Below are 24,243 nucleotides of genomic sequence, written 5' to 3' on the forward strand. Positions count from 1 at the left end.
CTCCTCGGCACTCCACGCAGATCGCTTGCGAGGCCTGATTGGTTGAGCTTGGTACGCACTGCGCATGTCAGGACGAGCAGTGGGTGGTCTTGACCCGTCCGTTGGGTGAGCCCAGCTTGGCCAGCGCGTCGTTCGCGGACGCCGTCGTGTCGGGACCCGAGCCGCCCTGGAACCGGCCGGAGGCGCGGTCGAACGCGACCGATGCGCACCCGTTGCGCGTGCCGGCCACGACCTCACAGGGGTCGCCGGCTTCGGCGGTGCAGTGGGCCAGCGCGATGTGGTTCGCCTCCTCCTGACTGCCGCCGGTGCCCCAGCCGGCGGCTCGTCCGGTCCCGACGGACACGGCCAGCGCAACGAAGGCGTCGTCGGCCCGGGCCGCCGGCGCCGGCAGCGCGACGGCCCCGCTGACGACCGCAACGACGATGGCAATGATCGATCGCACCGCTTCACTCCTTTGCAATGCTCAGGAGAGGAATCTAGCGCCGACGGCGGCGACCGCGCGGGCGAATGGGCCGCCGCGTCGCCGGGCTACGAGTTGTCTTCCGGGTCTTCGGCCAGGTAGGTGACCTCGTACCAGCGCCGGTTGGGTTCGGCGTCGAAAGCCTCGGTCGCGGTTGCCCGCTCGAGCCGGACGTCGGTCAGGTGCGGATTATCCACGCGGATGCGGTCTTCGAGCTCGGCATGCAGCGCGTCGCCGTCCAGGGCGATATCGGCGTCCGCGCGGCCCGTGTACCTCGTCCAACTCACGCCCACATTGTGCTCCGGTGGCTGCGCGCCACGAAATCCTCGGGCCACCTGCGGGTCTCACGAACGAAATTCGGCCTTCGCGAGCCGATCCGTTTCTTCTATACTCGGCATACTCTCGTGGAGGATGCGATGGCTACAACCTGGGACACGCTCGATCGCTATGTCGTCATCTCGACGGACACCCACGCCGGGGCGGATCTGTACGGCTACAAACCGTATCTGCCGGCGCGGCTGCACGAGGAGTTCGACGCCTGGGCCAAGGCCTACGCCAGCCCGTTCGACGATCTGATCGTCGCCACCGCCGCCCGGAACTGGGACCACGAGCTGCGGATCTCCGAGATGGACGCCGACGGGGTGGCCGCCGAGGTGCTGCTGCCCAACACCGTTCCGCCGTTCTTCCCGAGCACCCCGAACATCACCATCAGCCTGCCCCGCACTCGTGCGGACTTCGAGAACCGCTGGGCCGGCGTGCAGGCGCACAACCGATGGCAGATCGACTTCTGTTCGCTGGCTCCGGCCCGGCGCCGCGGGCTGATTCAGATCTTTCCCAACGACATCGAGCTGGCGCTGGAAGAGATCCGCTGGGGCGCGGAGCAGGATTGCTTTGGAGGCGTGCTCATTCCAGCGGTCTCGCCCGGTGACCCGCACGTGGCCCCGCTCTTTCACACCCGCTATGAACCGATCTGGGCGCTCTGCGCGGACTTGGACCTGACGGTGGTGCAGCACGCGGGTGCCGGCAGCCCCGAGATGCCGATGGACCAGCCGGCGTCCAACGCGGTGTTGATCACCGAGATGGCGATCTGGGCCCAGCGCACCCTCGGTCACCTGATCTTGGCCGGGGTTTTCGAGCGCCATCCGACGTTGCGGTTCGTGCCGACCGAGCAGGGCACGCTGTGGGTGCCCGGGCAGCTCGGCGTCCTCGACGCCATGGTGCCCACCATGAAGTCCGACGCCGGCAACCGCACCTACGGAATGTTCGGCGGATCCTCCGTCGATGCGCTGACCCTGACTCCCAGCGAATACGTGCAGCGGAACTGCTATCTGGCCAGCGAGCTGATGCCCTTCGACGGCTCGATGATCGACTTCATGGGGCCCGAGCACATCATGTGGGGTAGCGATTATCCGCACGAGGAAGGCTTTGCGCCCCACTCCAAGTTGGCCATTCGCTGGGCCCTGCACGACAGGCCGCAGGATGACTGCCGAAAGATCTTGGGCGGCAACGCCGGTCGCCTGTACCGATTCGACCTCGACGCACTGGCCCCGGTGGCTGCCAAGATCGGCCCCACCGTTGCCGAGGTGCACACGCCCTTGGAGGACACCGGCTATCGCGCGCCGGCCGCGTTCGGCTACCGACCGTTCGAGGGCGGGCTGGCGCTCAAGCGGCTGGCCCCGCAGCGACGCTAAGCGTCTTCGGTCAAGGCGGCGCTGAGTCGCCGTGTCGCAGTGCAGAGTTGGGCGCCCAGGTGAGTGACCGCCGCGCCGCTCATCGGCGCGGCGCTGGGCACCAGGCTGAGCATCAGCGCGATGCGCGAATCGCGTTGCAGGATCGGGGAGTCGATGTGGCTCACCTCGTAGGTGCGGTCCGGGTCCAGGTCGACGGGAAACCACTCCTCCTGATGGATGAGTTCGTCGGTCAACTCCTGCGCCAGCCGGCTCAGCCGGGTGGACCGCACCTCGGCAGTGCGCACGATCTGCGCCAGTTCCCGCAGCCGCAGATCGGGCAGGATGTGCAGACCGACGGCGTAGCCGCGCCGCTGGGCGGCGGTGATGGCCTGGCGGTAGCGATCGCGCACGTCGTCGGGCAGCGCGCCCAGCCAACTCTCTCGAGCGTCCGGCCCGGCCCAGGCGACGGTCGATGCGCCATAGGGAGGGCGGTGGGGGAACTGGGTGCCGATGGGCATCGGGTGACCGCCGCCGTGCGGGCTTCGCACCTGATCGACGACGGTGGAGTAGTCATCGCTCACCGAGAACGCGACGCAGTGCGCGCCCGTCGCGGCCGACAGCTCGGCCATCGCGGAGCGGGCCAACACCAGGGCCGGATAGCGGGCCGCGGCCTCCCGGCCCAGCCGGACCAGGGCGGGACCGAGGTGATACGTCTTGCGGTTCGGGTCGCGCAGCAGCCAGCCGGCGCGGAGCAATTCGGACAGCATCGAATGGCAGCTGGCCTTGTGCACGCTCAGGTGGCGCGACACCTCGGCTAAGGTCATGCCCCCGCCGGTATCGCGCGCCAGCTGCTCGAACAGGTTCACGACCCGTTCGGTCTGCGGGGAGGGGCGCGGCGCCATAGCCGCAATAGTCGCATAGTGCGACTACTTGCGGTGTTATGCGCGACCATGTGACGATGGCCACAATGAAGGACCTTCCGGGCAAGGTGGCGGTCGTGACCGGTGGAGCCGGCGGCATCGGCCGGGCCATGGGCAGGCGTTTCGGTCAAGAGGGCATGAAGGTCGTGCTCGCCGACGTCCTCGCCGAACCGCTGGACAAGGCGACCCGGGAACTCGCCGACGAGGGCGTCGACGTGGCCGGGGTGGTCACCGACGTCACCGATTACTCGTCGGTCGAGTCGCTGGCCAAGGAGGCGGTGTCTCGCTTCGGCGCGGTGCACGTGGTGTGCAACAACGCCGGCACCGGCGGGGTCTCCGAGGGGTACATGTGGGAACACGACCTCGCCGATTGGCGCTGGGGGATCGACGTCAACGTGCTGGGCGTCATCCACGGCATCAAGGCCTTCGTGCCCCTCCTGCTCGAGCAGGGCGAAGGGCACGTCGTCAACACCTGTTCGGGCAACGGCGGATTCGCGCCGATCGCCCGCGGGGCCATGGGCGGACCGGCCACCGCGGTGTACCCGATGACCAAGGCCGCGGTGCTCTGCCTGACCGAGAGCCTCTACACGCACCTGGAGATGACCGGAACGCGGGTTCGCGCGCATGTCTTGTTCCCCGGCGGCTTTCTGAACACCGGCATCTGGGAGTCGTGGCGGCACCGGCCGCAGCGCTACGCCGTGACCCAGGAACGTCGCACCCCGGAGCAGACGCTGGCGAAGGTGGTGGCCCGGTTCGAGACCGCGGGGGCGCATGTCGAGTTCACCCCGCTCGAGACCGTCGCCGAGCAGGTAATGGACGGAATCCTGGCGGACCGCTTCTGGATGATGGGTCCGCCCACGCCGGCCGATGAGGTGGTGAGCCGCAAGGCGGCATCGATCCTGAATCGCGGCGCGCCCGATTACCTGGTCGACGTCCTCGGCCGACATGCCGAAGGCGACGCGGAACCGGAAGGAGAAAAGCGGTGAGCAGCAAGGTAATTCGCTACGGACCCCGCCCACCCGAGGCGCAGGTCGACCACGAGATCGATGCCACCAAGGCGCCCATCGCCACCGAGGCGGTGACGGTCACCTACCGCACCGATCCCGAGATTGTCGCGGCCGTGCTGCCCAAACCGCTGGAGCCTGCGGCCGAACCACTGGTGCGAATCCAGCTGCAACGGGTCCGGATCGAGGGCATGGCGCCCTTCGGGTCGGCCGTGTTTTCGGTGACCGCCCGGCACGGCGAACGCGAGGGCGACTACCCACTGTTCATGCCCCAGTCCACCGAACAGTCGGTCACCGGCGGCCGCGAAACATTCGGCGAGCCAAAGAAACTGGCCCACATCGCGGTGGAGCGCGACGCGGACCGCATCACCGCCGTGGTTGACCGGCTCGGCTACCCGCTGATCACAGTGAGCGGCCGCGTCGAGGGCCCGGCCGAGCTGCCGCCCGACCAGATGAACACCGAGTTCTACTTCAAATTCCTGCGCGCCCCCGACGGCGGCGGCATCACCGACCCCCACCTGGTGTACGGCGAGTACCACCGCCACTACGAGCTGCTGGAGAACGTCCACGGAACCCTCGAGTTGGGCGAGTCGCCGTTGGATCCGGTGGCCGACATCGTCGTTCGCCAGATCCGGTCGATCACCTGGTGTCGCCGGCGCACCATCCAGGTGGGCCGGATCGCGGCACGGGTGCCGCAGGAATGGCTGCTGCCCTACGTGCACCAGCGCTACGACGACGTGGCCTTGCTCGCCGCCCCTCGGCCCGAACCGGCCCGGGCATAGCGCGATGGAGCGGTACACGGTCATTTCGGCCGACTGCCACGCCGGCGCCGACCTGCTCGGCTACCGCGAGTACCTCGATCCGCAATACCGGGACGAATTCGACGGCTGGGCAAAGACATTCGTCAACCCGTTCGGTGATCTCACCGAGCCCGAGGCGGAGCGCAACTGGAACAGCGATCGGCGCAACGCCGATCTGGATGCCGAAGGGACCGCGGGGGAGGTCATCTTCCCCAATACCGTGCCGCCGTTCTTTCCTCAGGCCAGCCTGGCCGCGCCGCCGCCGGAGACCGCCCGGGAACTCGAGCTGCGCTGGGCCGGGCTGCGGGCGCACAATCGCTGGCTGTCCGACTTCTGCTCGTTGTCGCCCGAGCGGCGCGCGGGGGTGGGCCAGATCCTGCTCTCAGACCTCGACGAAGCCGTCGCCGAGGTGGCGCAGATCGCCAAGCTGGGGCTGCGCGGCGGTGTGCTGCTGCCCGGAGTCGCACCCGGCACCGGGATTCCCGCGCTCTACGCCGAGCACTGGGAGCCGCTCTGGGCGGCGTGCGACGAGGCCGGCCTGGTGGTCAACCACCACGGCGGCAACGCCGGACCGACCCCGACGGACGGGTGGGGCAGTTCGTTCGCGGTGTGGGTGTACGAGACACACTGGTGGGCGCATCGGGCGTTGTGGCACTTGATCTTCAGTGGTGTGCTGGATCGCCATCCGGAACTGACCGTGGTCTTCACCGAGCAGGGCGCCGGGTGGATACCGGCGACCTTGGACTCGCTCGACGTCGCGGCGGCCCGGTACGGCCGGGCGAATTCGGCGATCGCGCGCTTCGCCGGGCCCACCGCCGGCTCGCTGAGGCTCAAGCCCAGCGAGTACTGGTCGCGTCAGTGTTACGTCGGTGCCAGCTTCATGCGACCGGTGGAATGCGCGGAGCGGTACGGAATCGGCGTCGACCGAATCATGTGGGGGAGTGACTACCCGCATTTCGAGGGGACCGCCCCCTACACCCGAGAGGCGTTGCGCCACACCTTCTCCTGTGTCCCGGCGGAAGAGGTGGCGGCCATGGTGGGCGGGAATGCGGCGACGGTGTACGGCTTCGACCTCGACGCCCTCGCGCCTCTGGTCGACCGAATCGGCCCGACCGTGGCCGAGGTCGCCGAGCCGCTGGCGGCGGTGCCCGCGGACGCGCGCAGCACCGTTTTCGAACCCGACCCCATCCGTACCTGGTAGCGAAAGGTCCACCGTGAACCCCTACATCATCATCTCCGCGGACACCCACGCCGAGCTCCCGACGGAGCGGTACCGCGAATACGTCGACCCCGAATACCGGGAGGACTTCGAGGCCTACCTGGCCGAGAAGACCGCCGCGGCCCAGGCGGGCGGATTCATCGACGAGGAATTTGCCGAGCAGTGGTTCTCCGAGCACGGTGACGGCATCGCCGGCGGATGGGATGTAGGCCTGCGGGACAAGGAATTAGACGGCGACGGGGTGGTGGGCGAGGTCATCTTTCCCGACGCCGACGCCGTCACCGGGGTAGCCGGGGCACCGTTCGGGGCAGGCCTGGGCCAGTCGGGTGACCTCGACCCCGGGCGCGCGATGGCCGGGGCGCGTGCCCACAACCGCTGGTTGGCTGAGTTGTGCAGCCACAATCCCGAGCGGCGGGCCGGCGTCGCGGTCGTGCCGATACTGGCGGACGTCGACGCGGCGGTCGCCGAGATCACCCGGGCGGCGGAGTCCGGACTGCGGGGCGGGATCCTGATTCCGGCGCGCTGGGTCGGCTACCCGCCCTACCACGACCGTCGCTACGACAAGGTCTGGGCCGCCTGCCAAGACCTGCAGATGCCGGTCCACACCCATTCGGGCCCCGCCCCGCAGGAGGAGTACGGAGGACACCTGGGCATCTATGTCACCGAGGTGCGCTGGTGGGGCGCCCGGCCCCTGTGGTTCGCGCTGTGGTCCGGCGTGTTCGAGCGCTTCCCCGGGCTGCGATGGGGGGTCACCGAGTGCGGTGCCTTTTGGGCCAATGATCTTCTCTGGCTGATGGATACGCGGTATCTGCGTGAGCACTCGGCGAAGAAGATGAGTCACATGATGGAGGGCGACCTGACGATGCCGCCCTCGGCCTACTTCGACCGGAATTGTTTCATCGGGGCGACCACCACCGAGCGCAGGGAGCTGGCGCGGCGCTACGAGATCGGTGTCGCAAACCTGCTGTGGGGCAATGATTTTCCCCATCCGGAGGGAACCTGGCCGCACACCCGTGACTGGCTGCGCCGGTCCTTCTGGGACATCCCCGTCGAGGAGACGCGACAGATGCTGGGCCTGGCGGCGGCCGACATCTACAACTTCGATCTTGATGCCCTCGCCGGGCTGGCCGACCGCATCGGCCCCACGCCGGAGGACCTGGGCCAGGACGACGCGGTGAGCATCCCCAAATGGGAGGCGGCCCGCCGGGCCGGTCGTCACTGGTTGACCGACGCGGAGCCCATCTCCGACCTGGTGGAGAACTGAGCCGGGAGGACCAGAGCGCGGACGCCAGCGCTTTCGAAATTCACCGAGTGGGTGGGTCACCCGGGCATCCCGTGCTGTACAGGCGTACAGTGTCTTGCGGCCAGTCGATGACCACGAGGAGGCGCTGTGCGGCTGCACTTCGATGCCGACGTCGAGGCATTTCGGGCCGAATTCGTCGACTTCCTGACCGAACACCTGCCCAGCGAGGCCGAAGCCGAAGCGCAGCGTTCCCGCTCCAGCGCCGACGTTCCGCCGTGGGCCCGTCGGTGGCAACGTCTCCTGTTCGACAACGGATGGCTGCAACCGGGCTATCCGCCGGCCTTCGGTGGTCGCAACGCGACGGTCATCGAGCAGTACGTGTACCTCCAGGAGCTTTCGCGCCGCCGCATCTACCAGACGTTCAACCCGCAGGGGGTCGGGATCATTGCCGCGTCCCTGATCCAGCACGGCACCCCCGAACAGCATCGACGGTGGGCGGTGCCGATTCTGCGGGCGGAGATCGTCGCCGCACTGGGGATGAGTGAGCCGGGGGCCGGTTCGGATCTTGCGTCGCTGCGTACGCGGGCGGTCCGCCAAGGGGACCACTTCGTGGTCAACGGGCAGAAGGTGTGGACCTCGGGAGCGCACGACGCGGACGTTCTGTTCACTTTGGTCCGCACCGATGCTTCTGCGCCCAAGCACAAGGGGATCAGCGTCCTGCTCATTCCGACCGATACCCCGGGGGTTACCCGCCGTCCCTTCGCCTCCGCTTGTGGGCTCGACGATGTCGACTTCAACGAGGTCTTCTTCTCCGATGCACGAGTGCCCGCTGAGAATCTGGTGGGCGCGATCAACGAGGGCTGGAAGGTCGCCAACTCCTCACTCGGCCATGAGCGGACCTTGTTGTGGCTCAGCTACGTCGACCGGCTGGAGGAGTTTCTCGATGACTGGGCGCCAAGCAGCGCGCTCGCACGGGACGCCTACGCCACCCTCGCCATGGACACGTGGTCGCTACGCTTGCTCGGATCCGCGGAACTGGCCCGCGCGAATGGTGGAACCAGCGACCCGTCCTCGATGTCGGTTCTCAAATTGCTTGGCTCGGAGTCGATTCAAAGTGCAGCAGACGCGGCACTCACCACGGCCGGCGTTGACGGGCTGCGCCGCTCAGGCCAAACCAGTTCGTTTTCGCCCTACCACCTAGAGGCATACACCAGTACGTGGTTCGACCGGTATCTGCGTAGCTTCGGTGCCACCATCGCCGGCGGTACCTCTGAGATTCAGCGCAACATCATCGCCCAGCGCGTCCTCGGGTTGCCGCGCGGCTGAAGCGCTTCGGATTCACCGAATGCTGCACTCGCTCAGCCGAACTGTGTGATCCCGCCGTCGACGACGAGCGACTGCGCGGTGATGTAGGCGGAGTCCGCGCCCAGCATGAAGACCGTCGCGTAAGCGATGTCCCACGCGCTGGCCTGGCGTCCGAGAGGCCAACGGATCTTCGTCCTGCCCGTCACGGTGCTGTCGCCGACGCGACCAAGCGGGGTGTCGACCGGCCCAGGAATGACGTAGTTCGCCCGGATGCGCCGGGGTGCTCCCTCGAGGGCCACGTGGCGAGTGAGCCCGAACAGGGCCGCCTTCGTGGAGTCGTAGGCAGGAAATCGTGTTCCTGCCTTCAGTCCGGCTGCCGATCCGATGAACACGAATGCTGCGTCGTCGTCGAGCAACGGCATCGCGGCTCGGGCTATCAAGAAGTGCGAGCGCACGTTTACCGCGAAGATGTCGTCCCACAATTCGGGTGTCGTGCCCTCTAGCCCCTTGCCTTCTCCGTATCCAACGTTGGCCACCACGCCGTCAATGCCGCCGAGCTTGTCGTTTGCTTCGTCGACGAGTCGCTGGCACGCGTTGGCATCGCGAACGTCGGCGACCACGGTCACCGCCGGACCGTTGCCCTCCTGTTCGATGAGGCGCGCCGTGTGAGCCGCGGCGTCCGCGTCGACGTCCACGCACGCGACGCGCGCGCCCTCTCGCGCACAAAGCACGGCGATGGCCCGGCCGTTGCCGATGGTGACTTCCGGGTCCGGCGATGGCCGCGTTCCGGCGCCGACGACGATGATGCGCCGGCCCTGAAGTCGACCGCGCCCGGGCGCTATGCCGGCTGATTCGGGAGCAAGGGTCATGAGGCCGAACGTAACACCGATGCTATACGTCTGTACAGTCGCTCGTATGACTGCGCACGATCGAACCGGCAGCGCGCCTCGCTTGGCGCCACTTCCGAACGACAAATGGGATGCCGAGCACGTGGAAGCTTTGCGTAATACCTTTCCGCACAAGGCTGTTACGAAATTCCAGCAGCCGGGCCAGGCACCCAACGTGCTCGCGACGATGCTGCACAATCCCGCACTGGCTGGTTCGTTCAACCGGTTCGGTAACGTGCTGCTTCAACAACCCGCGATCAGCCACCGGGCGCGCGAGTTGATGCTGCTGCGGGTCGCGTGGCGTACGCGCGCCCGGTACGAGTGGGTGCACCACGTCCGGCTTGCAAAGCGTTACGGACTGACACCTCACGATGTCGCCGCGATTGCGGTGGGCTCCTCTGAATCGTGGACGCCCTTGGAACGCGACCTGGTTGCGGCCACCGACGAAATGTTGGATCACTACCGCATCGAGGCGGATACCTGGAATCGACTCGCCGGGGCGCTGGATGAGCGCCAGCTGGTCGAGGTGCCGCTCGTCGTCGGCACCTATGCGTGCCTGGCCATGGCGTTCAACAGTTGGGGTGTGCAAGTCGAGGACGGTGTCGATACGAGCGGCGTGCCGGAGTTGCCAACGTCGCGCTTCATGCCCTTAGCGTGACGCTCGCGTCAGGCGATGGTCGCGGGCATGCTGTCCCAACCGCGCACCGTCGACGTACGGGAGCGGCGAGCGGCTGCCAGGTCGATGTCCCATTCCGGCCACCGCTTGAGCACCTCTTCGAGTGCCACGCGACCCTCCAAGCGGGCCAGCGGAGATCCGACGCAGAAGTGGGCGCCGCGGCCGAAGGTGAGGTGACCGCCGGGCTTGCGGTGGATGTCGAACTTATCGGGATTGTCGAAATGCCGTTCGTCGCGGTTGGCCGACGCGAGCATGAGTAACAGGGCGCTGCCGGCCGGAACCACTTGGTCGTGAAAGGTCACGTTGTCGGTGGCGACATAACGTGCCACATGCGGGCCCGGCGGTTCGTAGCGCAGCAGTTCCTCGATGGCGGTGGGAATCAGCCCGTGGTCCTGGGCCAATTCCTTGCGTTGATCGGGGTGTTCGGCCAAGACCTTGCCCATCCAGCCGAAGAGGCGGCCTGTCGTTTCGACGCCGGCGCCGGCTACCACGGCCAGAAACACGATGAGTTCCTGCTTCGTCAGTTTGCGCGTCGTACCGTTCTCGTCTTCGAACTCGACGTTGAGCAATTCGGTGATCAGATCGTCGGACGGATTCTTCTCGCGCCACTCGACGTAGTCCCCGAACATCTCACCGGTGAAGTAGCGATCCTTCTTAATGTCCATGGGCTTGCCCGGTGTGTTGCGCAGCACCTGGTTGGCGTGCTCACGAACCGCGGGCTGTTCGGAGTCCGGGATCCCGGCCAGCATGCCGATGGTGCGCATGGGAAGTTCGGCGCCGAGGTCTTGTACGAAGTCGAAGCGGTCCCCACCGACGAGCGGATCCAGGCAAGCGACACAGAAATTGCGGACTTTGTCCTCGATCGCGCGCATCTTCTTCGGCGTGAACGCGCGCGAGACGATGGCTCGATGGATGGTGTGTAGCGGCGGGTCTTCGTTGATGAAGATGCCTGGCGGCATCACCGGATCCGCCATGACCACTTCCAGGATGTCGCCCTTTGCCGAACTGAGTCGCGCCGTGTCTTTGAGCGCGGAATCGACATGGGCGTAACGGCTTACGCCCCAGAAATCATGCCGATCGTTGTAGTAGACCGGGCACTCATCGCGAAGGCGGCGGTAGGTGGGGTAGGGGTCGAGGTCGATGTCGAAGTCCCATGGGTCGTAGTACAGATCGTTCAACTTCGGCTCCTTGGGGGTGATGATTCGAAAAAGCGCGCACCAGGCGTATGCTGTACGACCGTACAGTAGCTGGTGTTCGGCAGGCAACCATGCGAACCGGCCACGGCGTCATCGGCATCTGCTATACGATCGTACAACCGGGCTGGTGACCGCTTGGGTCGGCCACACACGAACTCGAGGAGCGCTATGGGCAGTCGATTCTCACTCGATGGACGCGTCGCCGTCATTACCGGCGGCGGTACGGGTATCGGCCGCGGCGCGGCCTTGGTGCTGGCCGAGCATGGGGCGGACGTCGTGCTGGCAGCCCGCCGTCCCGACCCGCTCGAGTCCACCGCGAAGGAGGTGATGGCGCTGGGGCGACGCGCCGTCGCTGTGTCAACGGATGTCACGACGGCCGAAGCCTGCCGCCGGCTGGTGGACACCACCATGGCCGAGTTCGGCCGACTTGATGTCCTGGTGAATTGCGCCGGCGGGGCCGAGACCAAATCGATCCTCAAATGGCCCGACGACGACTTCGAGAATGTGCTCGCCTTGAACTTCAAGGCCGTGTGGCATCTTTCGAAGGCGGCGGCGAAGCCGATGATGGATCAGGGCAAGGGGGCGATAGTCAACATCTCCTCCGGCGCAAGCCTTCTGGCGATGCCGCAAGCGGCACCATATGGCGCAGCCAAGGCCGCGGTGAACAACCTGACCGGGTCGATGGCGGCGGCGTGGGCGAAGAAGGGGATCCGCGTCAACGCCATCGCCGTCGGCGCTGTCCGGGCGGCCACCTTGACCGACGATGCGGCGCGATACGGATTGGATCCGGAGGCCATCGCGTTGAGCAACGGGCTGGCCGACTGGGCGAACCGGACGAAATCGGTTACGGCGTCTTGTTCTTCGCATCCGATGCATCGAGCTTCTGTTCGGGCCAGACCCTGTACATGCATGGTGCCCCCGGCCCCGCCGGTGTCTGAGTCTTGTGCGCAGCAGGCCACGTACGCTATACACTCGTACAGCGCACGGCATGATAGTGACCACGGATCGAGGGACGGTGTGATTTGAGCCGAGTAGCGGTGGTGACCGGTGGGGGGTCGGGCCTGGGACGGGCGATCAGCATCAAGCTCGCCGCCGATGGTCACCGGGTGGCCGTCATGGACGCCAACGTAGAAGCGGCGGAGAGCGTGGCCGCAGAGGTGCGGGCCGCCGGCGGCATTGCGTTAACGTCCGGCGTCGACGTCTCTGACGAAAATGCCGTTGACTCGGCCTTCGCGACAGTCCGAGACACCTTCGGTGCAGTGGGAATCCTCGTTACGAGTGCAGCGATTGCGGGCTTCACGCGCTTCGACAAGATCACTCTCAGCGAATGGAACCGGTACCTCGCCGTCAACCTCACCGGTACTTTCTTGTGCGTTAGGGCCGCGTTATCGGATATGGTCACGGCCGGATGGGGCCGCATCGTCACCATCTCATCGGCGGCCGGTCAGAGGGGCGCGCCTGCACAGGGCCACTACTCGGCCACCAAGGGCGGCGTCATCGCAATGACCAAGACACTTGCCCTGGACTATGCGGCCAAGGGCATCACGGCGAACACAGTCCCGCCGTTCGTGATCGATTCACCAATGCTGCGTGAACAACAGCGGGAGGGAAAGTTGCCGCCGACCGAGCATCTCGCCAAGGCGATTCCCGCCAACCGCGTGGGGTCTGGTGATGATGTTGCCGCCGTGTGCTCATTCTTGTGCTCCGAGGCCGCGGGTTACGTCAACGGACAAGTCATCGGCGTCAACGGCGGCGCCATCATCTGAGGGCCGCGATAACCGAACGGGCCCGCACGACAACGGAGTACGTGGAGGAACGACGTGAGAGTACGAGTAGATGGATCGCGGTGCCAAGGCCACACGCTGTGCGCCATGATCGCTCCGGATTCCTTTCAGCTCGATGACGTCGATGGTCACGCCCACGCCGCGACGGATATCGTCGCCGGCGAGTACCGCGATGTGGTCCAAGAGGCGGCGAGGTCCTGCCCGGAACAGGCCATCGAGATCGTCGCGGAGGCGTCGGATCGCGCCCGCGCGGAGCGAAACGGCGCGGTGCTGTGATCGCCGACAACGGCGATTCCGGCGCCGCGCCGTCGGCTGCGCGCTATCACTTCGACCGGCATGCCGCTGACTACCGGAGCAAGTTCCTAGATATCACTCACGAGATGCATCGCAGTTGCCCGGTCGCATGGACGGACACTTACGACGGGCACTGGGTGGCGGCGGGCAGCGACGAGGTCTTCGAGCTCGCTCGTTGCCCACACGTATCCAATGACCACGATGTCAACCACGAGCGGCGCGGGTACAAGGGCATCTCCATCCCGTTGATGCTGGAGGCCGAAAACTTTCGCGGCGGAATGCTCGAAATGGACGATCCCGAACACCGCTACTACCGCACGGCGCTCAACCCCTATCTCTCACCGGCCGCGGTCAAGCGCTGGGAGCCGTTCGTTGACGAGATCGTGCGCGCCTGCATCGACGATCACATCGAGTCGGGCAGCATCGATTTCGTCGACGACCTTGCCAATGTGGTGCCCGCGGTGCTGACGCTGGCCATGCTCGGGGTGCCGCTCGACAAGTGGGCCATGTACAACGAGCCGGCGCACGCATCGATCTATACGCCGCCGGATTCCCCCGATGCGGCACGCGTGCGCGAGCAATACATGGCGATGGGCATGGACTTGTTCGCCAACCTGGTGGAGATCCGCGAACGGCCTCGTCCCGGGATCATTGACGCGTTGGCCAAGTTGCGCCTCGACGGTCAGGCGCCGCCCGACATCGAGTTGATCGGGATGTTGAACCTGTTGATCGGTGGGGGATTCGACACCACCACCGCCCTGACCGCGCACGCGCTGGAGTGGCTTTCACAGCATCCCGAGGAACGTGCGCGGTTGAGCCGCGACCGTGAAACCCTGCTGAACCCTGCCACCGAGGAGTTCCTGCGGTATTTCACCCCCGCGCCGGGCGACGGTCGCACCGTCGCCCGGGACATGGAACTCGGCGGCATCACATTCAAGGAAGGCGACCGATTGTGGCTGTCGTGGGCGATGGCCAATCGCGATCCGGCCTTGTTCGAGCAACCCGATGCCGTCATGCTCGATCGGAAAGGTAACCGTCACTTCAGCTTTGGCCTCGGTGTGCACCGGTGCATAGGCTCAAACGTCGCTCGGACGGTATTCAAGTCGATGCTGACCGCAGTGCTCGACAGGCTGCCGGACTATCAGTGCGCGGCGGAGGGGACCGTGCATTACGACAGCATCGGCGTGATCCAAGGGCTGAAGCACCTTCCGGCTACGTTCACCCCCGGACGCCGCCGCGGTCCGGGAGTATCCGAGACCGTTCCGCGGCTGCAACGTGCCTGTGAAGAACACGGTTTGGCCCGTCCCATCACCGAACTCAAGGAGTCCGCGAAGATCGCGGACTGACTCCACGCGGAAACCGACCACACGCCCACAAGGAGACCTCAATGACCGAACACAGCACCGTGGCCCTGGTGACGGGAGCCAGCCGCGGCGCGGGCGCAGGCATCGCCAAGGCGTTGGGGAGCCACGGCTGCACGGTCTATGTCACGGGCCGGACCCGCAGCGGCGACGGCTCGTCGCTCACGGGCACTATCGACGAGACCGCCGCGCAGGCGAGCGCTGCCGGTGGCCGAGGCATCGCAGTACGGGTCGACCACGGCAACGACGACGAGGTCAAAGAACTCTTCGACCGGATCCGCGACGAGCAAGGCCGCCTGGACATTCTGGTGAATAACGCGGCCATCATCCGCGACGAGATGATGGGCCGAACGAAGTTCTGGGAGGAACCACTCAACGTCATCGATACCTTGGACGTCGGAGTGCGCAGCAGCTACGTGGCCACGGTTTACGCCGCGCCACTGATGATTCCGCAACGCAAGGGCCTCGTCGCCTTCTCCTCGTCGTCGGGTTCGGTCCACTACGCGTTCGGCCCCGCCTACGGCGTGCCGAAGGCCGCCACGGACAAGATGGCCGCGGACATGGCTTTCGACTTGCGCGAGTTCGGCGTCGCCGCAGTATCGATATGGATGGGCTCGCTGCTGACCGATCGCGTCAGGAAAATCATCGCGAGCAAGCCCGAGAAGTTCGGACACATCCTCGACACCGCCGAAACACCCGAACTAACGGGCCATGTCATCTGGGAGCTCTACAAGGACCCGGAGTTGATGACGCTAAGCGGCCAGACCGTGATCGGCGCAGAGCTGGCGGCCAAGTACGGCATCGAAGACGAGGGTGGGCGTCGGCCACCGTCCTACCGCGACATGTTCGACGTCCACCCGTGTCAGCAATACCCGCACATAATGCGATGATCACGGGAAGGCCTGACGTGCAACGCCATCGGAGCGAACCCGCACACACACTGAGTAGTGATCGCCTGATCGATGCGGCGACGGAAGCCACCGGCTTGGCCGATTTCGGGAAGGATGGCTGGCGCGAAGGGCTCGACCGGCTGGTAGATGCGCTCGTGACGGAGGCGGCGCTCAACGACCTCGGAGTGGCTGCGGCCTACAAAGAGCTGAAGTACCTGCTCATCGCCCGACTAGGCGTAGTGGCGCACCGCAACGCTCATGCAAACATCACGGAGGCCGGCGTCGCCCCTCCGGTGGTGATCATCGGTCAGGCCCGCACGGGCACCACCATCCTGCACGACCTGCTGGCCCAAGACCCGGCCGCGCGCGTACCGCGCACCTGGGAAGTGGAGCGTCCGTGCCCGGCGCCGGAGACGGCCAGTTACTCGACTGATCCGCGCATCGAGGCCGTCGACGCACGGATCGCCGCGGTCGGTGCCGTGATGCCCGACCTCTTCGGGATGCATCCGATGGGTGCACAGTTGGGTCAGGAATGTGTGTGCATCACCGCATCCGACTTCCGCAGCATCCTGTTCGCCACCGAATACCGCATCCCCTCCTACGCGCGATGGCTCTTCGCCGAGGCCGACCACGCTTCCGTCTACGGGTGGCATCGAATATTTCTGCAACACTTGCAATTCCGCCATCCCACTGACCGGTGGGTTCTCAAGTCACCCGGTCATATATGGACACTGGCTGAACTGACCGAAGCCTACCCCGATGCGCTACTCGTTCAGACCCATCGTGACCCGCTGCGCATCATCGCTTCGGTGACGTCGATGTACACCACCTTGCGCGGCCTCACCAGCGATGCAGCCAACCCCCACGAGATCGCCTCCGAATGGGCCGGGTACATCCTCGACGGACTCGATCGGTCGGTCACGGCGCGCATGGACGGAACCGTGAACTCTGCCAAGGTGATCGACGTCAATTTCCGTGATTTCGTGGGCAATGAGGTCAGAACGGTCGACAAGATCTACCACCGATTCGGCATGCCGTTCAGCGACGTTGTCCGTGGGCGCGTGGCCGACTTCCTGGCCAATCATCCCCAGGACAAGCGCGGCGGCCACCGCTATACCTTCGCGTTTACAGGTCTCGATGCGGGGACGTGGCGTGAGCGGGCCCGCCGATACCAGGAGTATTTCGACGTGCCGTCCGAGAGTCTGGACTGATCGTGACCGGTGAGATGCATGGCAACCGTGTACTTTTCATCGCCGGCGCCGGACCGCAGATTGGTGCCGCGACGGCTCACATTGCCGCGCGGGAGGGCGCGTGCGTCGCGTTGGCGGCGCGTCGCCTAGAGGTTGCCGAGGACATCGCAGATTCGGTAAGGATGGCCGGCGGCGAGGCCGTCGCAGTCAGGTGCGATGTCACCTCAGACGAGGACGTGCAGCGCGCCCTCGACGTCACCAGGTGCGAGTTCGGCGTCATCGACCGGGTGTTCTTCAACGCGGCGTATTACGACAACCGCCAAGCATCCGTCGACGTCGACGATGACGCGTGGGACACCTCCATGGACGTCAACCTGAACGCGGCTGTTCGCATCGCGCGGCGCACGGTGCCCGCGATGATCGAACACGGCGGTGGATCGTTCGTCTTCACCTCGTCGGCGGCCTCCATCGTGGCCGGCGATACGCGTTTCGGTTACCAGGTGTCGAAGGCGGGTTTGAACGCCGTCACCCGATTCGTCGCCGCAAAATATGGAAGAAAAGGCATTCGGGCCAACGCCGTGCTGCCGTTCGTGCTCGAGGGCCCTGTGGGCGAGGCGGCCGCGTCGCTGAACTGCCTCGGCCGATCACCGACCGCCGAGGAAATCGGTGAGGCCGTGGCCTTCCTGCTGTCGGACCGCGCGGCCGCCATCACTGGCCAACTGATCCACCTCGACGGTGGTCTGTTCGTCCGCGCCCCGTGGCCGACGCCGGCATCCGCGCCACGCACATGACCGGCGACCTCAGCGGCGGTCTCGATGAAGCGCGGGAGTACTTCCTAGTCGATCCCCCGGATCCGGAGATGCGGGACTCGGCCAGCTTCTGGGCCTACGACGACGCGGGTTTCATCGGCTTTCCCCGCATCGGCGTTGAGGCGGTCGGTTCGAAATGGACCGAACATCAATACCAGGTGAACGTCGCCTTCGCCGACGGAAGGGTGTTGCGCGTTCGAGACACCGGTGCACGACACTCGCCGATCGGGCTCGACGGCAATCCATCGGTGCTCGGTGCCGGCCCGCTCGAATTCCGTTGTGTGCGACCGTTCGAGGTCTCGACGGCATCGTTCGACGGGGTCGCGCTGCAGACCACAACCGACGCGCTACTGCGCGGCGAACTCGAGGGCGATCCGATCAGGCTCGAGTTCCACATCGAGGCTACGATGGCAGCGCCGCCGTGGGCTAATGGATCGCTGTCGCAGGAGGCGGCGCGCCACATGAACTCGTCCGTGGAAGGCGTGTTCATGGGAGGCGCGCGGTTCGAGCAGCTGTTTCGCGCCGTCGGCGCCCTGCGCGCCGGGCATGAGGAATATCGGTTCACCGGAAGTGGTACTCGTGTGCGCCGTCAAGGAGCGCGTGACATGGCGGGCTTCTGGGGACATTGTCAGCAATCGGCAACATTCCCGAGCGGCCGAGGGTTCGGTTACATCGCGTACCGTCCGCGCCCCGACGGCGCCGGTTCGTACAACGAGGGTTACCTCTTCACCGGCGACGGAGAGCTGGTTCCGGCACAGGTGGTGCGTGCTCCATGGTTATCGACGCCACCCCGTATTGGGGACGACGTCTCGCTAGTCCTCGAATCCGCCTTGGGCACTGTGGAAATCGAGGGAACTACCACCGTGTCGGTGTTCAACCTCGGAGATCCGCGATCCGGCAATGCCCTGGCCGCGTTGCATCAAGCGGGCGTCCGCTATCGGTGGAACGGGGAAACCGCCTCCGGGGCTCTAGAACGGTCGACCCCGCCGCTCGAGATCTTCGGTCTCGCAGGTCTTGCTCGCTGACTCTCGCCTGGAGCGCCCGATAGTATGCTATACAGGCGTACAGCATTTCTCAGGTAGTCGTCGATAAGGGGCGCCATGTCCAAGCGGTTGATCTTCACCCTGCTCTTGATGGACTCGATCGGTCACAACTTCCACGGCATCTGGCGACATCCGCGCGCCCGCAACCGGGAATTCAAAGGATTCGACCTCTGGCTAGATCTCGCCAGGAAGGCAGAACAGGCCAAGGTCGACGCATTCTTCTTCACCGACTTAGTTGGTGTACAAGGTGAACACAACGGATCCCGCGACGTGATCTTCGAGATGGCGGTAAACGTACCCATCGGGGACTGCACCATGGTGATTCCCGCAATGGCGAACCACACAACCGATCTTGGCTTCCTCTACACCAGTTCGGTCATTCAACACCATCCATTTGTCTTCGCGCGTGCCGTTTCGACGCTCGACAGTTTGAGCAACGGAAGGATCGGATGGAACATCGTCACATCGGCCAACGAGAAGGCCTTCCGTAACCTCGGATTGCCCACCAGCCCATCCCATGAGGATCGCTACGCCTGGGCCGAGGAGTACGTCGATGTCACCTACAAACTGTGGGAAGGATCTTGGGACGTCGACGCCGTCGTCAACGATCCCTCCACTGGCGTGTACGCGGACCCGACAAAGGTGCACGACATCAACCACGAAGGCAAGCGTTACAGCGTCGAGGGATTCAACCTCATGGAGCCCTCACCGCAACGCACCCCCGTGCTGGCGCAAGCGGGCGGATCACCCGCGGGACTGGATTTCGCCAGCGCGCACGCCGAACTTATGTTCCTGTCGGCGATGACACTGGAAACCATTACCCAGCAAGTCAATACCGTCCGAAAACTCGCCCGTGAACGCGGTCGTCGCGACGGCGACATTCTCTTCCTTCAGGGCATGATGTTCATCGTCGGGTCGACCGACGAAGAGGCCTACCGCAAGTGGGGAGATCTCGAGGAATTCCGGAGTCAGGAAGCCCAGACGGCCTATTTCTCCAGCCTGAGCGGCATGGACCTAGGGCGCTACGCTCCGTCGACGCCGCTAGAGGACATCATCGACGACATACCCGGCATCCGCGGGGCATTCCTCGCCGTTATCAATGCCTGGCCGGAAGGCTCGAAGCCGACCGTTAAGGACTTCCTGTCCTCGCTATCGTTGCCGCAGATGGTCGTTGGGGCTCCAGAGACCATCGCCAAGCGGCTCACCGAGTATCAGGGCGCTGGCGTCGATGGCGTGCAGGTAATGAACGCGTTGATGCCGGAGAGCTACGAGGATTTCTTCGAACACCTCGTGCCGGTGCTCCAAGACAAGGGTCTGATGCAACGGGAGTACCAACCAGGCACCCTGCGCGAGAAGCTGTTTGGAACGACGGGCGCCGACATCAGCGAGCGTCATCCCGCCTACGGATACCGCGGCATGTTCTGCGGCCGATGACCGTGCCGTCCGAACCGCAAACCGTGGTGGTGCTGCTCGGGAAGCCTGCGACGGGCCTCGATCAATAGCCAGTTGGTGCGCGTGGCGGCCGGCCGCGCGCCGCAGTCAGCGCTTGCTCGGTGCGCGACGCCTGCTCGACGAGGGTTTGCGCTTCTTTGGTGCTGGAGCAGGCTCCAACGTGTCGAGGTAGCGCTCGAACGCCTCGGTCACCTCGGCGTGCGCGGACTTCACGCCGATGCCCTCCTCGAGGTTGAGGAACTTCGGCAGGCCCGACATCAACAACTGCAACGCCGGAAGGGACAGGTCGCCCAAGAACCGCGCATCCTTGCCGAATTTCGCGACGAGCGCGTCCAACTGCATCTTGCGCACACTCTCGGTGACCGCGGCAATCTCCGTTCGAATCGACTTGCGGTGGTTGCCCAGCGCCATGAACTCGGTCATCAGCGCGCCGGTCGCCTCGTCCCAGCTGTACTCCCACACCGCCCGAAGCGGATCGCCGGCGCGCCGCTCCAAAGTCTCTGCGAGGAAGGCGAGGTTGCGCTCGGCATAGCGTCGGATCGCCGCTACGAAGATGTCGTCGAGACTGGGGAAGTAGTACTGCACGAGGCTGGGCGTGACTCCGGCCCTGGTGGCCAGAACGCGGTAGGTGACGCTCGCGTACCCCTCCTCAAGCATCAACGTCTCGACGCAGTCGAGAAGAACGTCCCGCGTCTTGGACGTTTCAGCGCCTATACGCCGAGACGATGCTGCCATGGTCACCTCGCTCATTCGGTTCTTTGTATTGTGACATCAACCGAGTGCTATACAGTCGTATGGTGGTAACGATTTACGCTCGCGCAAATGGAGCCCGGTGCTGCAGAACTCGGTGCAGGGCACGAAAGGCAGGAAGCCATGACCGTCGATACGAGCTTGGAAGCGCTGCACCGGGACGTGCGCTACCTCCTGGACCGCACTGAGATTCTCGACTGTATCGCGCGGCATGCGCGTGGCTGCGACCGTCATGATGTCGACCTGATCGCCGCGGCGTATCACAGCGACGGGATCGACGAGCACGGTTACGCCACCAATGCAGGACCCGCCTACGGTGCGTGGGCCAACGCCACGCACGCGCAGACTTCCCGCGTGCACACCCACAACATCACCACCCATACGTGCGAAATCGGCGGCGACACAGCACACGCCGAAAGCTATGTGATCGTGGTGCTCATCGGCCCCGATGCCAAGAGCGCCCAGTTCATCACCGGCCGCTACCTCGACCGGCTCGAGCGGCGGGATGGGCAGTGGCGCATCGCTGTTCGTCGGTCGACGGTGGAGGGCATGTTCATTGCCGATGCGAGAGTGTTGCAGTCTTCGTTCTTCACCGAGAAGGGATATCTCGTCGGCACCCGAGATCGGGCCGACCTGTCCTATCAACGCCCACTGACCATCGACACGCCCGCACCTGCTCGCTGGTAGCCAGACGGACGGATCCTGTCGATTCAGTCCGAAGACAGGCATGTCGCTCGGCGAGGCCCAAGCGCAGTGACCGTCCTTTTCGGCACATTCGGACGAACTCGGCCAAATCTCGATACCGACCAACGTGGAGGTGCTTGCGGACCGGGCGCCTAGCCTGTTGGCTGTAGCAGAGGCGTGGGCAGCCGGTTCCGAGTAGAAAAATCCTCATTCCGTGGGGCATAAATCAGCGGGGAGGCCGTATCTTATTGCGGCACATACTACTTAGCCACGCTGGAGCGCCTGGCGTCCGCACCGCTGTGTGCGCGACAGCGAATCACTGGTTCTGATGGGTCTTGCGTGACCCTCAAACGCGTCGACGAATTGCAGCCCGGGGACCGGATCCGGATGAAGATCGGGCACGCCACCGTCGTCGCCACTGAGCCCCTGGATGACGACCGCACGATGCTCACCTTCACCTACGGGACGAAGGGCCCCGCCGACAACGCGCTCACAGTGGATGTCCTCGACGACGACGAGTGGGGCTGGTAAGGCGCCAAGCACCTTGTCGGCGGCGGTTCGGCATATGACTATTGGAGGGGTATGGACCCGGAGGAGGAACCATGGCTCCAGACCGTCTGACCGGGTTGGCCGGTGCAGCCGCCTTGTCGCTCGCGATGGCCTTACCGCTTTCCCCGACGGCTCTTGCCGACAACCCGTCCTGGAACGGCCAGTACGCGATCACGTTCATGGTGGGTCCCAAGGCCGGGACCAGCATGGCGGTCGGCGACCCGGAGACGCAGCACACCGAGACCTACGGGCTCCGCTCGAGCTGCACCAACGGGAAGTGCGTCGCCACCATCGTCAGCGGCCCTCCGCCGACCAACCCGACGGTTCCGCAGCCGGTGCAGTTCACCTGGGATGGCAAGTCCTGGTCGCAGACCAACGACTTCCAGTGGGACTGCATGATGCCCGACACCACGATCCAATGGAATCCGGCCAGGGCGCAGACGCGCTACACGCCCCAGCCCGACGGGTCGCTGGCCGGCGTTATGCACACCGACATTTTGAGCGGCGCGTGCCAGGGCACCATCGACATGGATATGACGGCCGTGCCCGTGTGAGCGCTAGGCGCCGTCGCGGCGATCGCGCAGGCAGTCAATCATGCTCTGCAACAGCCGAAACGCCTCCGACTGCTCGGCCTCGGTCATACCTGAGAGCATTCTGACTTCGACGGACCGGACCGCGGCGGTCGCCTTCTCCAGGCTCCGCCGGCCGCGGGGCGTGAGCCGCGTGGGCAGAGCCTTGCCGACGGGTGCCTGCGCGGGTCTGCTCACGTAGCCGTCTCGTTCCAGGGTCTGCAGCAGCACATTCATCGACTGCCGTGTCACGAACGCGCCCCGCGCGAGCTCGGAGTTCGACAAGCCCGGGCGCTGGGCCAGCAGTTCGAGGCAGGAGTAGTGCGTCACGCTCATCCCGAGCGGCCGCAGCACCTCCTCCATGGCCGCGCGCAGGGCGCTCGACGCCTCTTTCAGTAGGTAGCCCAGTGACGTATCCAGGTCGACGCCGTCTTGACTCATGTCAGTATTCTGACATAGGTTGATGTATGTCAGAAAACTGACACGATCCGAAGGAGCACTGCCATGCCCGCCACCGGCCCCGACTTCATCTCTTTGCAGGCGCGCGACCTCGATGCGTCGCAGGCGTTCTACGAGCGGTACCTCGGCCTCGTCCGCTCGCAGGCCGGACCGCCGCACGCCGTCGTCTTCGAGACGAAGCCGATCGCGTTCGCACTGCGCGACGTCATTCCCGGCACCGATCTCGCATCCGTTGCTCAGCCCGGCGTCGGTGCGGCGATCTGGCTCCACGCCACCGACGTCCAGGACATTCACGATGCTCTCGCCGCCGACGGTCACACCATCGTCTCCGCACCGATTGACGGCCCCTTCGGCCGGACGTTCACGTTCGCCGACCCCGACGGCTACCAGATCACTCTGCACGACCGCGCCTGATGAGTCCGGTTGCCCCTTAAGGCAATTCGTTCACAACGTGATTACGCTCAGGTGTGGACTTTCCAGCCCGCCAGCGGGGTCGGCGCCGCGGGAGCATCGGGATCGTTGAACTCGATGTACAGGTCGCCCTGCTTGATGTCGCTGTCGTAGGCGATGAATCCGTGGGCGGTCTGGCCGGTAGTGACGCTGCCCGAGCGCAGCGGCGGCGTCTTGTTGATCTTCTGGTAGTCGACCAAAGACGAGCCGACCTGGACGTCGCGGTTCGGGTCTTGCCGCCACGGGGAAGAGGCGGCGGTCAGGGACGCCTGACTGTAGGTGAACGGCGCGCTGGACTTGCCCTCGATGGTAAGTTCGATGACGTTGCAGCCCCCGCCGCCGGAGCAGCCGGACGAGACCCAGGTCGCGTTGTTGAGCGTGACGTCGGCGGTCGCGGTGCTGTACTCCGTGACATGGATGCTGGTGCCGGATTTCCCCGTCGGGAAAGGCGACTGCTGGGACGTCGGGTCGGCGGTGCCGTGGGGCGCGGTCAACCCCGCCGTCAGCGCCAGGGTCGCTGCGAATGCGCTCATGTGAGCGGGTCTGGTCACTGCGCGAAGATAGCGCATTCGGGGATTT

Annotated in this window: 27 protein-coding genes and 1 pseudogene; 20 read left to right on the plus strand and 8 right to left on the minus strand. The window is 65.4% G+C overall.

Annotated features, from left to right (window positions below; genetic code table 11):
- Positions 1 to 67: 67 nt before the first annotated feature.
- Complete coding sequence (locus tag B9D87_RS01885) at positions 68 to 442, minus strand: DUF4189 domain-containing protein (RefSeq protein WP_007774791.1); 375 nt, start codon at positions 440 to 442, stop codon at positions 68 to 70.
- Between the two features lie 86 nt (positions 443 to 528).
- On the minus strand, positions 529 to 747 hold the full coding sequence (locus tag B9D87_RS01890; protein WP_007774784.1) for a hypothetical protein: 219 nt from the start codon (positions 745 to 747) through the stop codon (positions 529 to 531).
- Between the two features lie 129 nt (positions 748 to 876).
- Here B9D87_RS01890 and B9D87_RS01895 point away from each other — a divergent pair, with 129 nt between their 5' ends.
- Complete coding sequence (locus B9D87_RS01895; protein ID WP_007774779.1) at positions 877 to 2,151, plus strand: amidohydrolase family protein; 1,275 nt, start codon at positions 877 to 879, stop codon at positions 2,149 to 2,151.
- Here B9D87_RS01895 and B9D87_RS01900 read toward each other — a convergent pair.
- A complete protein-coding gene (locus B9D87_RS01900; protein WP_007774778.1) occupies positions 2,148 to 3,032 on the minus strand; it encodes an IclR family transcriptional regulator in 885 nt (294 codons plus the stop codon). The two genes, B9D87_RS01895 and B9D87_RS01900, sit on opposite strands and share 4 nt — an antisense overlap.
- Before the next feature lie 65 nt (positions 3,033 to 3,097).
- Between B9D87_RS01900 and B9D87_RS01905 the strand changes: the two genes are divergently transcribed.
- From B9D87_RS01905 to B9D87_RS01925, 5 genes are all read left to right on the plus strand, one after another.
- Positions 3,098 to 4,036 (plus strand): SDR family oxidoreductase, encoded by a 939-nt coding sequence (locus B9D87_RS01905; protein ID WP_007774777.1) that lies wholly within the window; start codon positions 3,098 to 3,100, stop codon positions 4,034 to 4,036.
- The gene (locus tag B9D87_RS01910) at positions 4,033 to 4,836 is read left to right on the plus strand and encodes an acetoacetate decarboxylase family protein (protein WP_007774776.1); all 804 of its coding nucleotides are present in this window, start codon (positions 4,033 to 4,035) and stop codon (positions 4,834 to 4,836) included. The genes B9D87_RS01905 and B9D87_RS01910 overlap by 4 nt, the downstream gene beginning before the upstream one ends.
- 4 nt (positions 4,837 to 4,840) lie before the next feature.
- Positions 4,841 to 6,055 carry an amidohydrolase family protein gene (locus B9D87_RS01915; RefSeq protein ID WP_007774775.1) on the plus strand — a complete coding sequence of 405 codons (1,215 nt, stop codon included), beginning with the start codon at positions 4,841 to 4,843 and terminating at the stop codon, positions 6,053 to 6,055.
- A 13-nt stretch (positions 6,056 to 6,068) separates the two neighbouring features.
- Positions 6,069 to 7,337 (plus strand): amidohydrolase family protein, encoded by a 1,269-nt coding sequence (locus B9D87_RS01920; protein WP_007774773.1) that lies wholly within the window; start codon positions 6,069 to 6,071, stop codon positions 7,335 to 7,337.
- Between the two features lie 126 nt (positions 7,338 to 7,463).
- Positions 7,464 to 8,642: an acyl-CoA dehydrogenase family protein gene (locus B9D87_RS01925; protein ID WP_007774771.1), complete on the plus strand. Its 1,179-nt coding sequence runs from the start codon at positions 7,464 to 7,466 to the stop codon at positions 8,640 to 8,642.
- A 32-nt stretch (positions 8,643 to 8,674) separates the two neighbouring features.
- On the opposite strand, the gene B9D87_RS01930 is transcribed toward B9D87_RS01925, so the two are convergent.
- On the minus strand, positions 8,675 to 9,490 hold the full coding sequence (locus tag B9D87_RS01930) for an SDR family NAD(P)-dependent oxidoreductase (protein WP_007774770.1): 816 nt from the start codon (positions 9,488 to 9,490) through the stop codon (positions 8,675 to 8,677).
- A 46-nt stretch (positions 9,491 to 9,536) separates the two neighbouring features.
- Between B9D87_RS01930 and B9D87_RS01935 the strand changes: the two genes are divergently transcribed.
- Complete coding sequence (locus B9D87_RS01935; protein ID WP_157373236.1) at positions 9,537 to 10,166, plus strand: carboxymuconolactone decarboxylase family protein; 630 nt, start codon at positions 9,537 to 9,539, stop codon at positions 10,164 to 10,166.
- A gap of 8 nt (positions 10,167 to 10,174) precedes the next feature.
- Here B9D87_RS01935 and B9D87_RS01940 read toward each other — a convergent pair whose 3' ends face one another.
- Positions 10,175 to 11,362: a cytochrome P450 gene (locus tag B9D87_RS01940; protein WP_007774768.1), complete on the minus strand. Its 1,188-nt coding sequence runs from the start codon at positions 11,360 to 11,362 to the stop codon at positions 10,175 to 10,177.
- A 186-nt stretch (positions 11,363 to 11,548) separates the two neighbouring features.
- On the opposite strand from B9D87_RS01940, the pseudogene B9D87_RS01945 reads away from it, so the two are divergent.
- The 9 genes and pseudogenes from B9D87_RS01945 (at position 11,549) to B9D87_RS01985 (ending at position 20,185) form a co-directional block, all read left to right on the plus strand.
- Positions 11,549 to 12,318 (plus strand): annotated as a pseudogene (locus B9D87_RS01945) (SDR family NAD(P)-dependent oxidoreductase).
- Positions 12,319 to 12,402: 84 nt separating this feature from the next.
- Positions 12,403 to 13,146, plus strand: a complete 744-nt coding sequence (locus B9D87_RS01950) for an SDR family oxidoreductase (RefSeq protein ID WP_040631407.1) — start codon at positions 12,403 to 12,405, stop codon at positions 13,144 to 13,146.
- A 54-nt stretch (positions 13,147 to 13,200) separates the two neighbouring features.
- Entirely contained in the window at positions 13,201 to 13,440 is a 240-nt protein-coding gene (locus B9D87_RS01955; protein ID WP_052002562.1) for a ferredoxin, read from the plus strand.
- Entirely contained in the window at positions 13,437 to 14,804 is a 1,368-nt protein-coding gene (locus B9D87_RS01960; protein ID WP_007774759.1) for a cytochrome P450, read from the plus strand. The genes B9D87_RS01955 and B9D87_RS01960 overlap by 4 nt, the downstream gene beginning before the upstream one ends.
- Positions 14,805 to 14,845: 41 nt before the next feature.
- Positions 14,846 to 15,709, plus strand: coding sequence for an SDR family NAD(P)-dependent oxidoreductase (locus B9D87_RS01965; protein WP_007774756.1), 864 nt, complete (start codon positions 14,846 to 14,848; stop codon positions 15,707 to 15,709).
- The gene (locus tag B9D87_RS01970; protein ID WP_101896829.1) at positions 15,706 to 16,920 is read left to right on the plus strand and encodes a sulfotransferase family protein; all 1,215 of its coding nucleotides are present in this window, start codon (positions 15,706 to 15,708) and stop codon (positions 16,918 to 16,920) included. Before B9D87_RS01965 ends, B9D87_RS01970 begins: the two co-directional genes overlap by 4 nt.
- Positions 16,921 to 16,934: 14 nt before the next feature.
- Positions 16,935 to 17,690: an SDR family NAD(P)-dependent oxidoreductase gene (locus B9D87_RS01975; protein WP_238553492.1), complete on the plus strand. Its 756-nt coding sequence runs from the start codon at positions 16,935 to 16,937 to the stop codon at positions 17,688 to 17,690.
- Positions 17,687 to 18,733, plus strand: coding sequence for a DUF7064 domain-containing protein (locus B9D87_RS01980; RefSeq protein WP_040631673.1), 1,047 nt, complete (start codon positions 17,687 to 17,689; stop codon positions 18,731 to 18,733). The genes B9D87_RS01975 and B9D87_RS01980 overlap by 4 nt, the downstream gene beginning before the upstream one ends.
- Before the next feature lie 75 nt (positions 18,734 to 18,808).
- The gene (locus B9D87_RS01985) at positions 18,809 to 20,185 is read left to right on the plus strand and encodes an LLM class flavin-dependent oxidoreductase (RefSeq protein ID WP_007774744.1); all 1,377 of its coding nucleotides are present in this window, start codon (positions 18,809 to 18,811) and stop codon (positions 20,183 to 20,185) included.
- Between the two features lie 105 nt (positions 20,186 to 20,290).
- On the opposite strand, the gene B9D87_RS01990 is transcribed toward B9D87_RS01985, so the two are convergent.
- A complete protein-coding gene (locus B9D87_RS01990) occupies positions 20,291 to 20,938 on the minus strand; it encodes a TetR/AcrR family transcriptional regulator (protein WP_040631671.1) in 648 nt (215 codons plus the stop codon).
- A gap of 138 nt (positions 20,939 to 21,076) precedes the next feature.
- On the opposite strand from B9D87_RS01990, the gene B9D87_RS01995 reads away from it, so the two are divergent.
- From B9D87_RS01995 to B9D87_RS02005, 3 genes are all read left to right on the plus strand, one after another.
- On the plus strand, positions 21,077 to 21,640 hold the full coding sequence (locus tag B9D87_RS01995) for a nuclear transport factor 2 family protein (protein ID WP_007774740.1): 564 nt from the start codon (positions 21,077 to 21,079) through the stop codon (positions 21,638 to 21,640).
- Positions 21,641 to 21,976: 336 nt separating this feature from the next.
- On the plus strand, positions 21,977 to 22,168 hold the full coding sequence (locus B9D87_RS02000) for a hypothetical protein (RefSeq protein ID WP_007774738.1): 192 nt from the start codon (positions 21,977 to 21,979) through the stop codon (positions 22,166 to 22,168).
- A gap of 71 nt (positions 22,169 to 22,239) precedes the next feature.
- Positions 22,240 to 22,740 carry an Rv2253 family sensor-like surface protein gene (locus B9D87_RS02005; protein WP_007774736.1) on the plus strand — a complete coding sequence of 167 codons (501 nt, stop codon included), beginning with the start codon at positions 22,240 to 22,242 and terminating at the stop codon, positions 22,738 to 22,740.
- A 3-nt stretch (positions 22,741 to 22,743) separates the two neighbouring features.
- On the opposite strand, the gene B9D87_RS02010 is transcribed toward B9D87_RS02005, so the two are convergent.
- Positions 22,744 to 23,196 (minus strand): MarR family winged helix-turn-helix transcriptional regulator, encoded by a 453-nt coding sequence (locus B9D87_RS02010; RefSeq protein WP_007774734.1) that lies wholly within the window; start codon positions 23,194 to 23,196, stop codon positions 22,744 to 22,746.
- A 63-nt stretch (positions 23,197 to 23,259) separates the two neighbouring features.
- Between B9D87_RS02010 and B9D87_RS02015 the strand changes: the two genes are divergently transcribed.
- Entirely contained in the window at positions 23,260 to 23,628 is a 369-nt protein-coding gene (locus B9D87_RS02015; protein WP_007774731.1) for a VOC family protein, read from the plus strand.
- 47 nt (positions 23,629 to 23,675) lie between these two features.
- Here B9D87_RS02015 and B9D87_RS02020 read toward each other — a convergent pair whose 3' ends face one another.
- Complete coding sequence (locus tag B9D87_RS02020; RefSeq protein ID WP_007774729.1) at positions 23,676 to 24,197, minus strand: hypothetical protein; 522 nt, start codon at positions 24,195 to 24,197, stop codon at positions 23,676 to 23,678.
- Positions 24,198 to 24,243 lie beyond the last annotated feature (46 nt).

It is taken from the genome of Mycobacterium colombiense CECT 3035, from assembly GCF_002105755.1.
GTDB classification, from domain to species: domain Bacteria; phylum Actinomycetota; class Actinomycetes; order Mycobacteriales; family Mycobacteriaceae; genus Mycobacterium; species Mycobacterium colombiense.

Coding starts and splice junctions, on each gene's coding strand:
- B9D87_RS01980 (WP_040631673.1), top strand. CDS start 17,687: ATGACCGGCGACCTCAGCGGCGGTCTCGATGAAGCGCGGGAGTACTTC.
- B9D87_RS01905 (WP_007774777.1), top strand. CDS start 3,098: ATGAAGGACCTTCCGGGCAAGGTGGCGGTCGTGACCGGTGGAGCCGGC.
- B9D87_RS02020 (WP_007774729.1), bottom strand. CDS start 24,197: ATGAGCGCATTCGCAGCGACCCTGGCGCTGACGGCGGGGTTGACCGCG.
- B9D87_RS01915 (WP_007774775.1), top strand. CDS start 4,841: ATGGAGCGGTACACGGTCATTTCGGCCGACTGCCACGCCGGCGCCGAC.
- B9D87_RS01935 (WP_157373236.1), top strand. CDS start 9,537: ATGACTGCGCACGATCGAACCGGCAGCGCGCCTCGCTTGGCGCCACTT.
- B9D87_RS01995 (WP_007774740.1), top strand. CDS start 21,077: ATGACCGTCGATACGAGCTTGGAAGCGCTGCACCGGGACGTGCGCTAC.
- B9D87_RS02005 (WP_007774736.1), top strand. CDS start 22,240: ATGGCTCCAGACCGTCTGACCGGGTTGGCCGGTGCAGCCGCCTTGTCG.
- B9D87_RS01975 (WP_238553492.1), top strand. CDS start 16,935: ATGCATGGCAACCGTGTACTTTTCATCGCCGGCGCCGGACCGCAGATT.
- B9D87_RS01970 (WP_101896829.1), top strand. CDS start 15,706: ATGATCACGGGAAGGCCTGACGTGCAACGCCATCGGAGCGAACCCGCA.
- B9D87_RS01985 (WP_007774744.1), top strand. CDS start 18,809: ATGTCCAAGCGGTTGATCTTCACCCTGCTCTTGATGGACTCGATCGGT.
- B9D87_RS01930 (WP_007774770.1), bottom strand. CDS start 9,490: ATGACCCTTGCTCCCGAATCAGCCGGCATAGCGCCCGGGCGCGGTCGA.
- B9D87_RS02010 (WP_007774734.1), bottom strand. CDS start 23,196: ATGAGTCAAGACGGCGTCGACCTGGATACGTCACTGGGCTACCTACTG.
- B9D87_RS01895 (WP_007774779.1), top strand. CDS start 877: ATGGCTACAACCTGGGACACGCTCGATCGCTATGTCGTCATCTCGACG.
- B9D87_RS01965 (WP_007774756.1), top strand. CDS start 14,846: ATGACCGAACACAGCACCGTGGCCCTGGTGACGGGAGCCAGCCGCGGC.
- B9D87_RS01900 (WP_007774778.1), bottom strand. CDS start 3,032: ATGGCGCCGCGCCCCTCCCCGCAGACCGAACGGGTCGTGAACCTGTTC.
- B9D87_RS02015 (WP_007774731.1), top strand. CDS start 23,260: ATGCCCGCCACCGGCCCCGACTTCATCTCTTTGCAGGCGCGCGACCTC.
- B9D87_RS01990 (WP_040631671.1), bottom strand. CDS start 20,938: ATGGCAGCATCGTCTCGGCGTATAGGCGCTGAAACGTCCAAGACGCGG.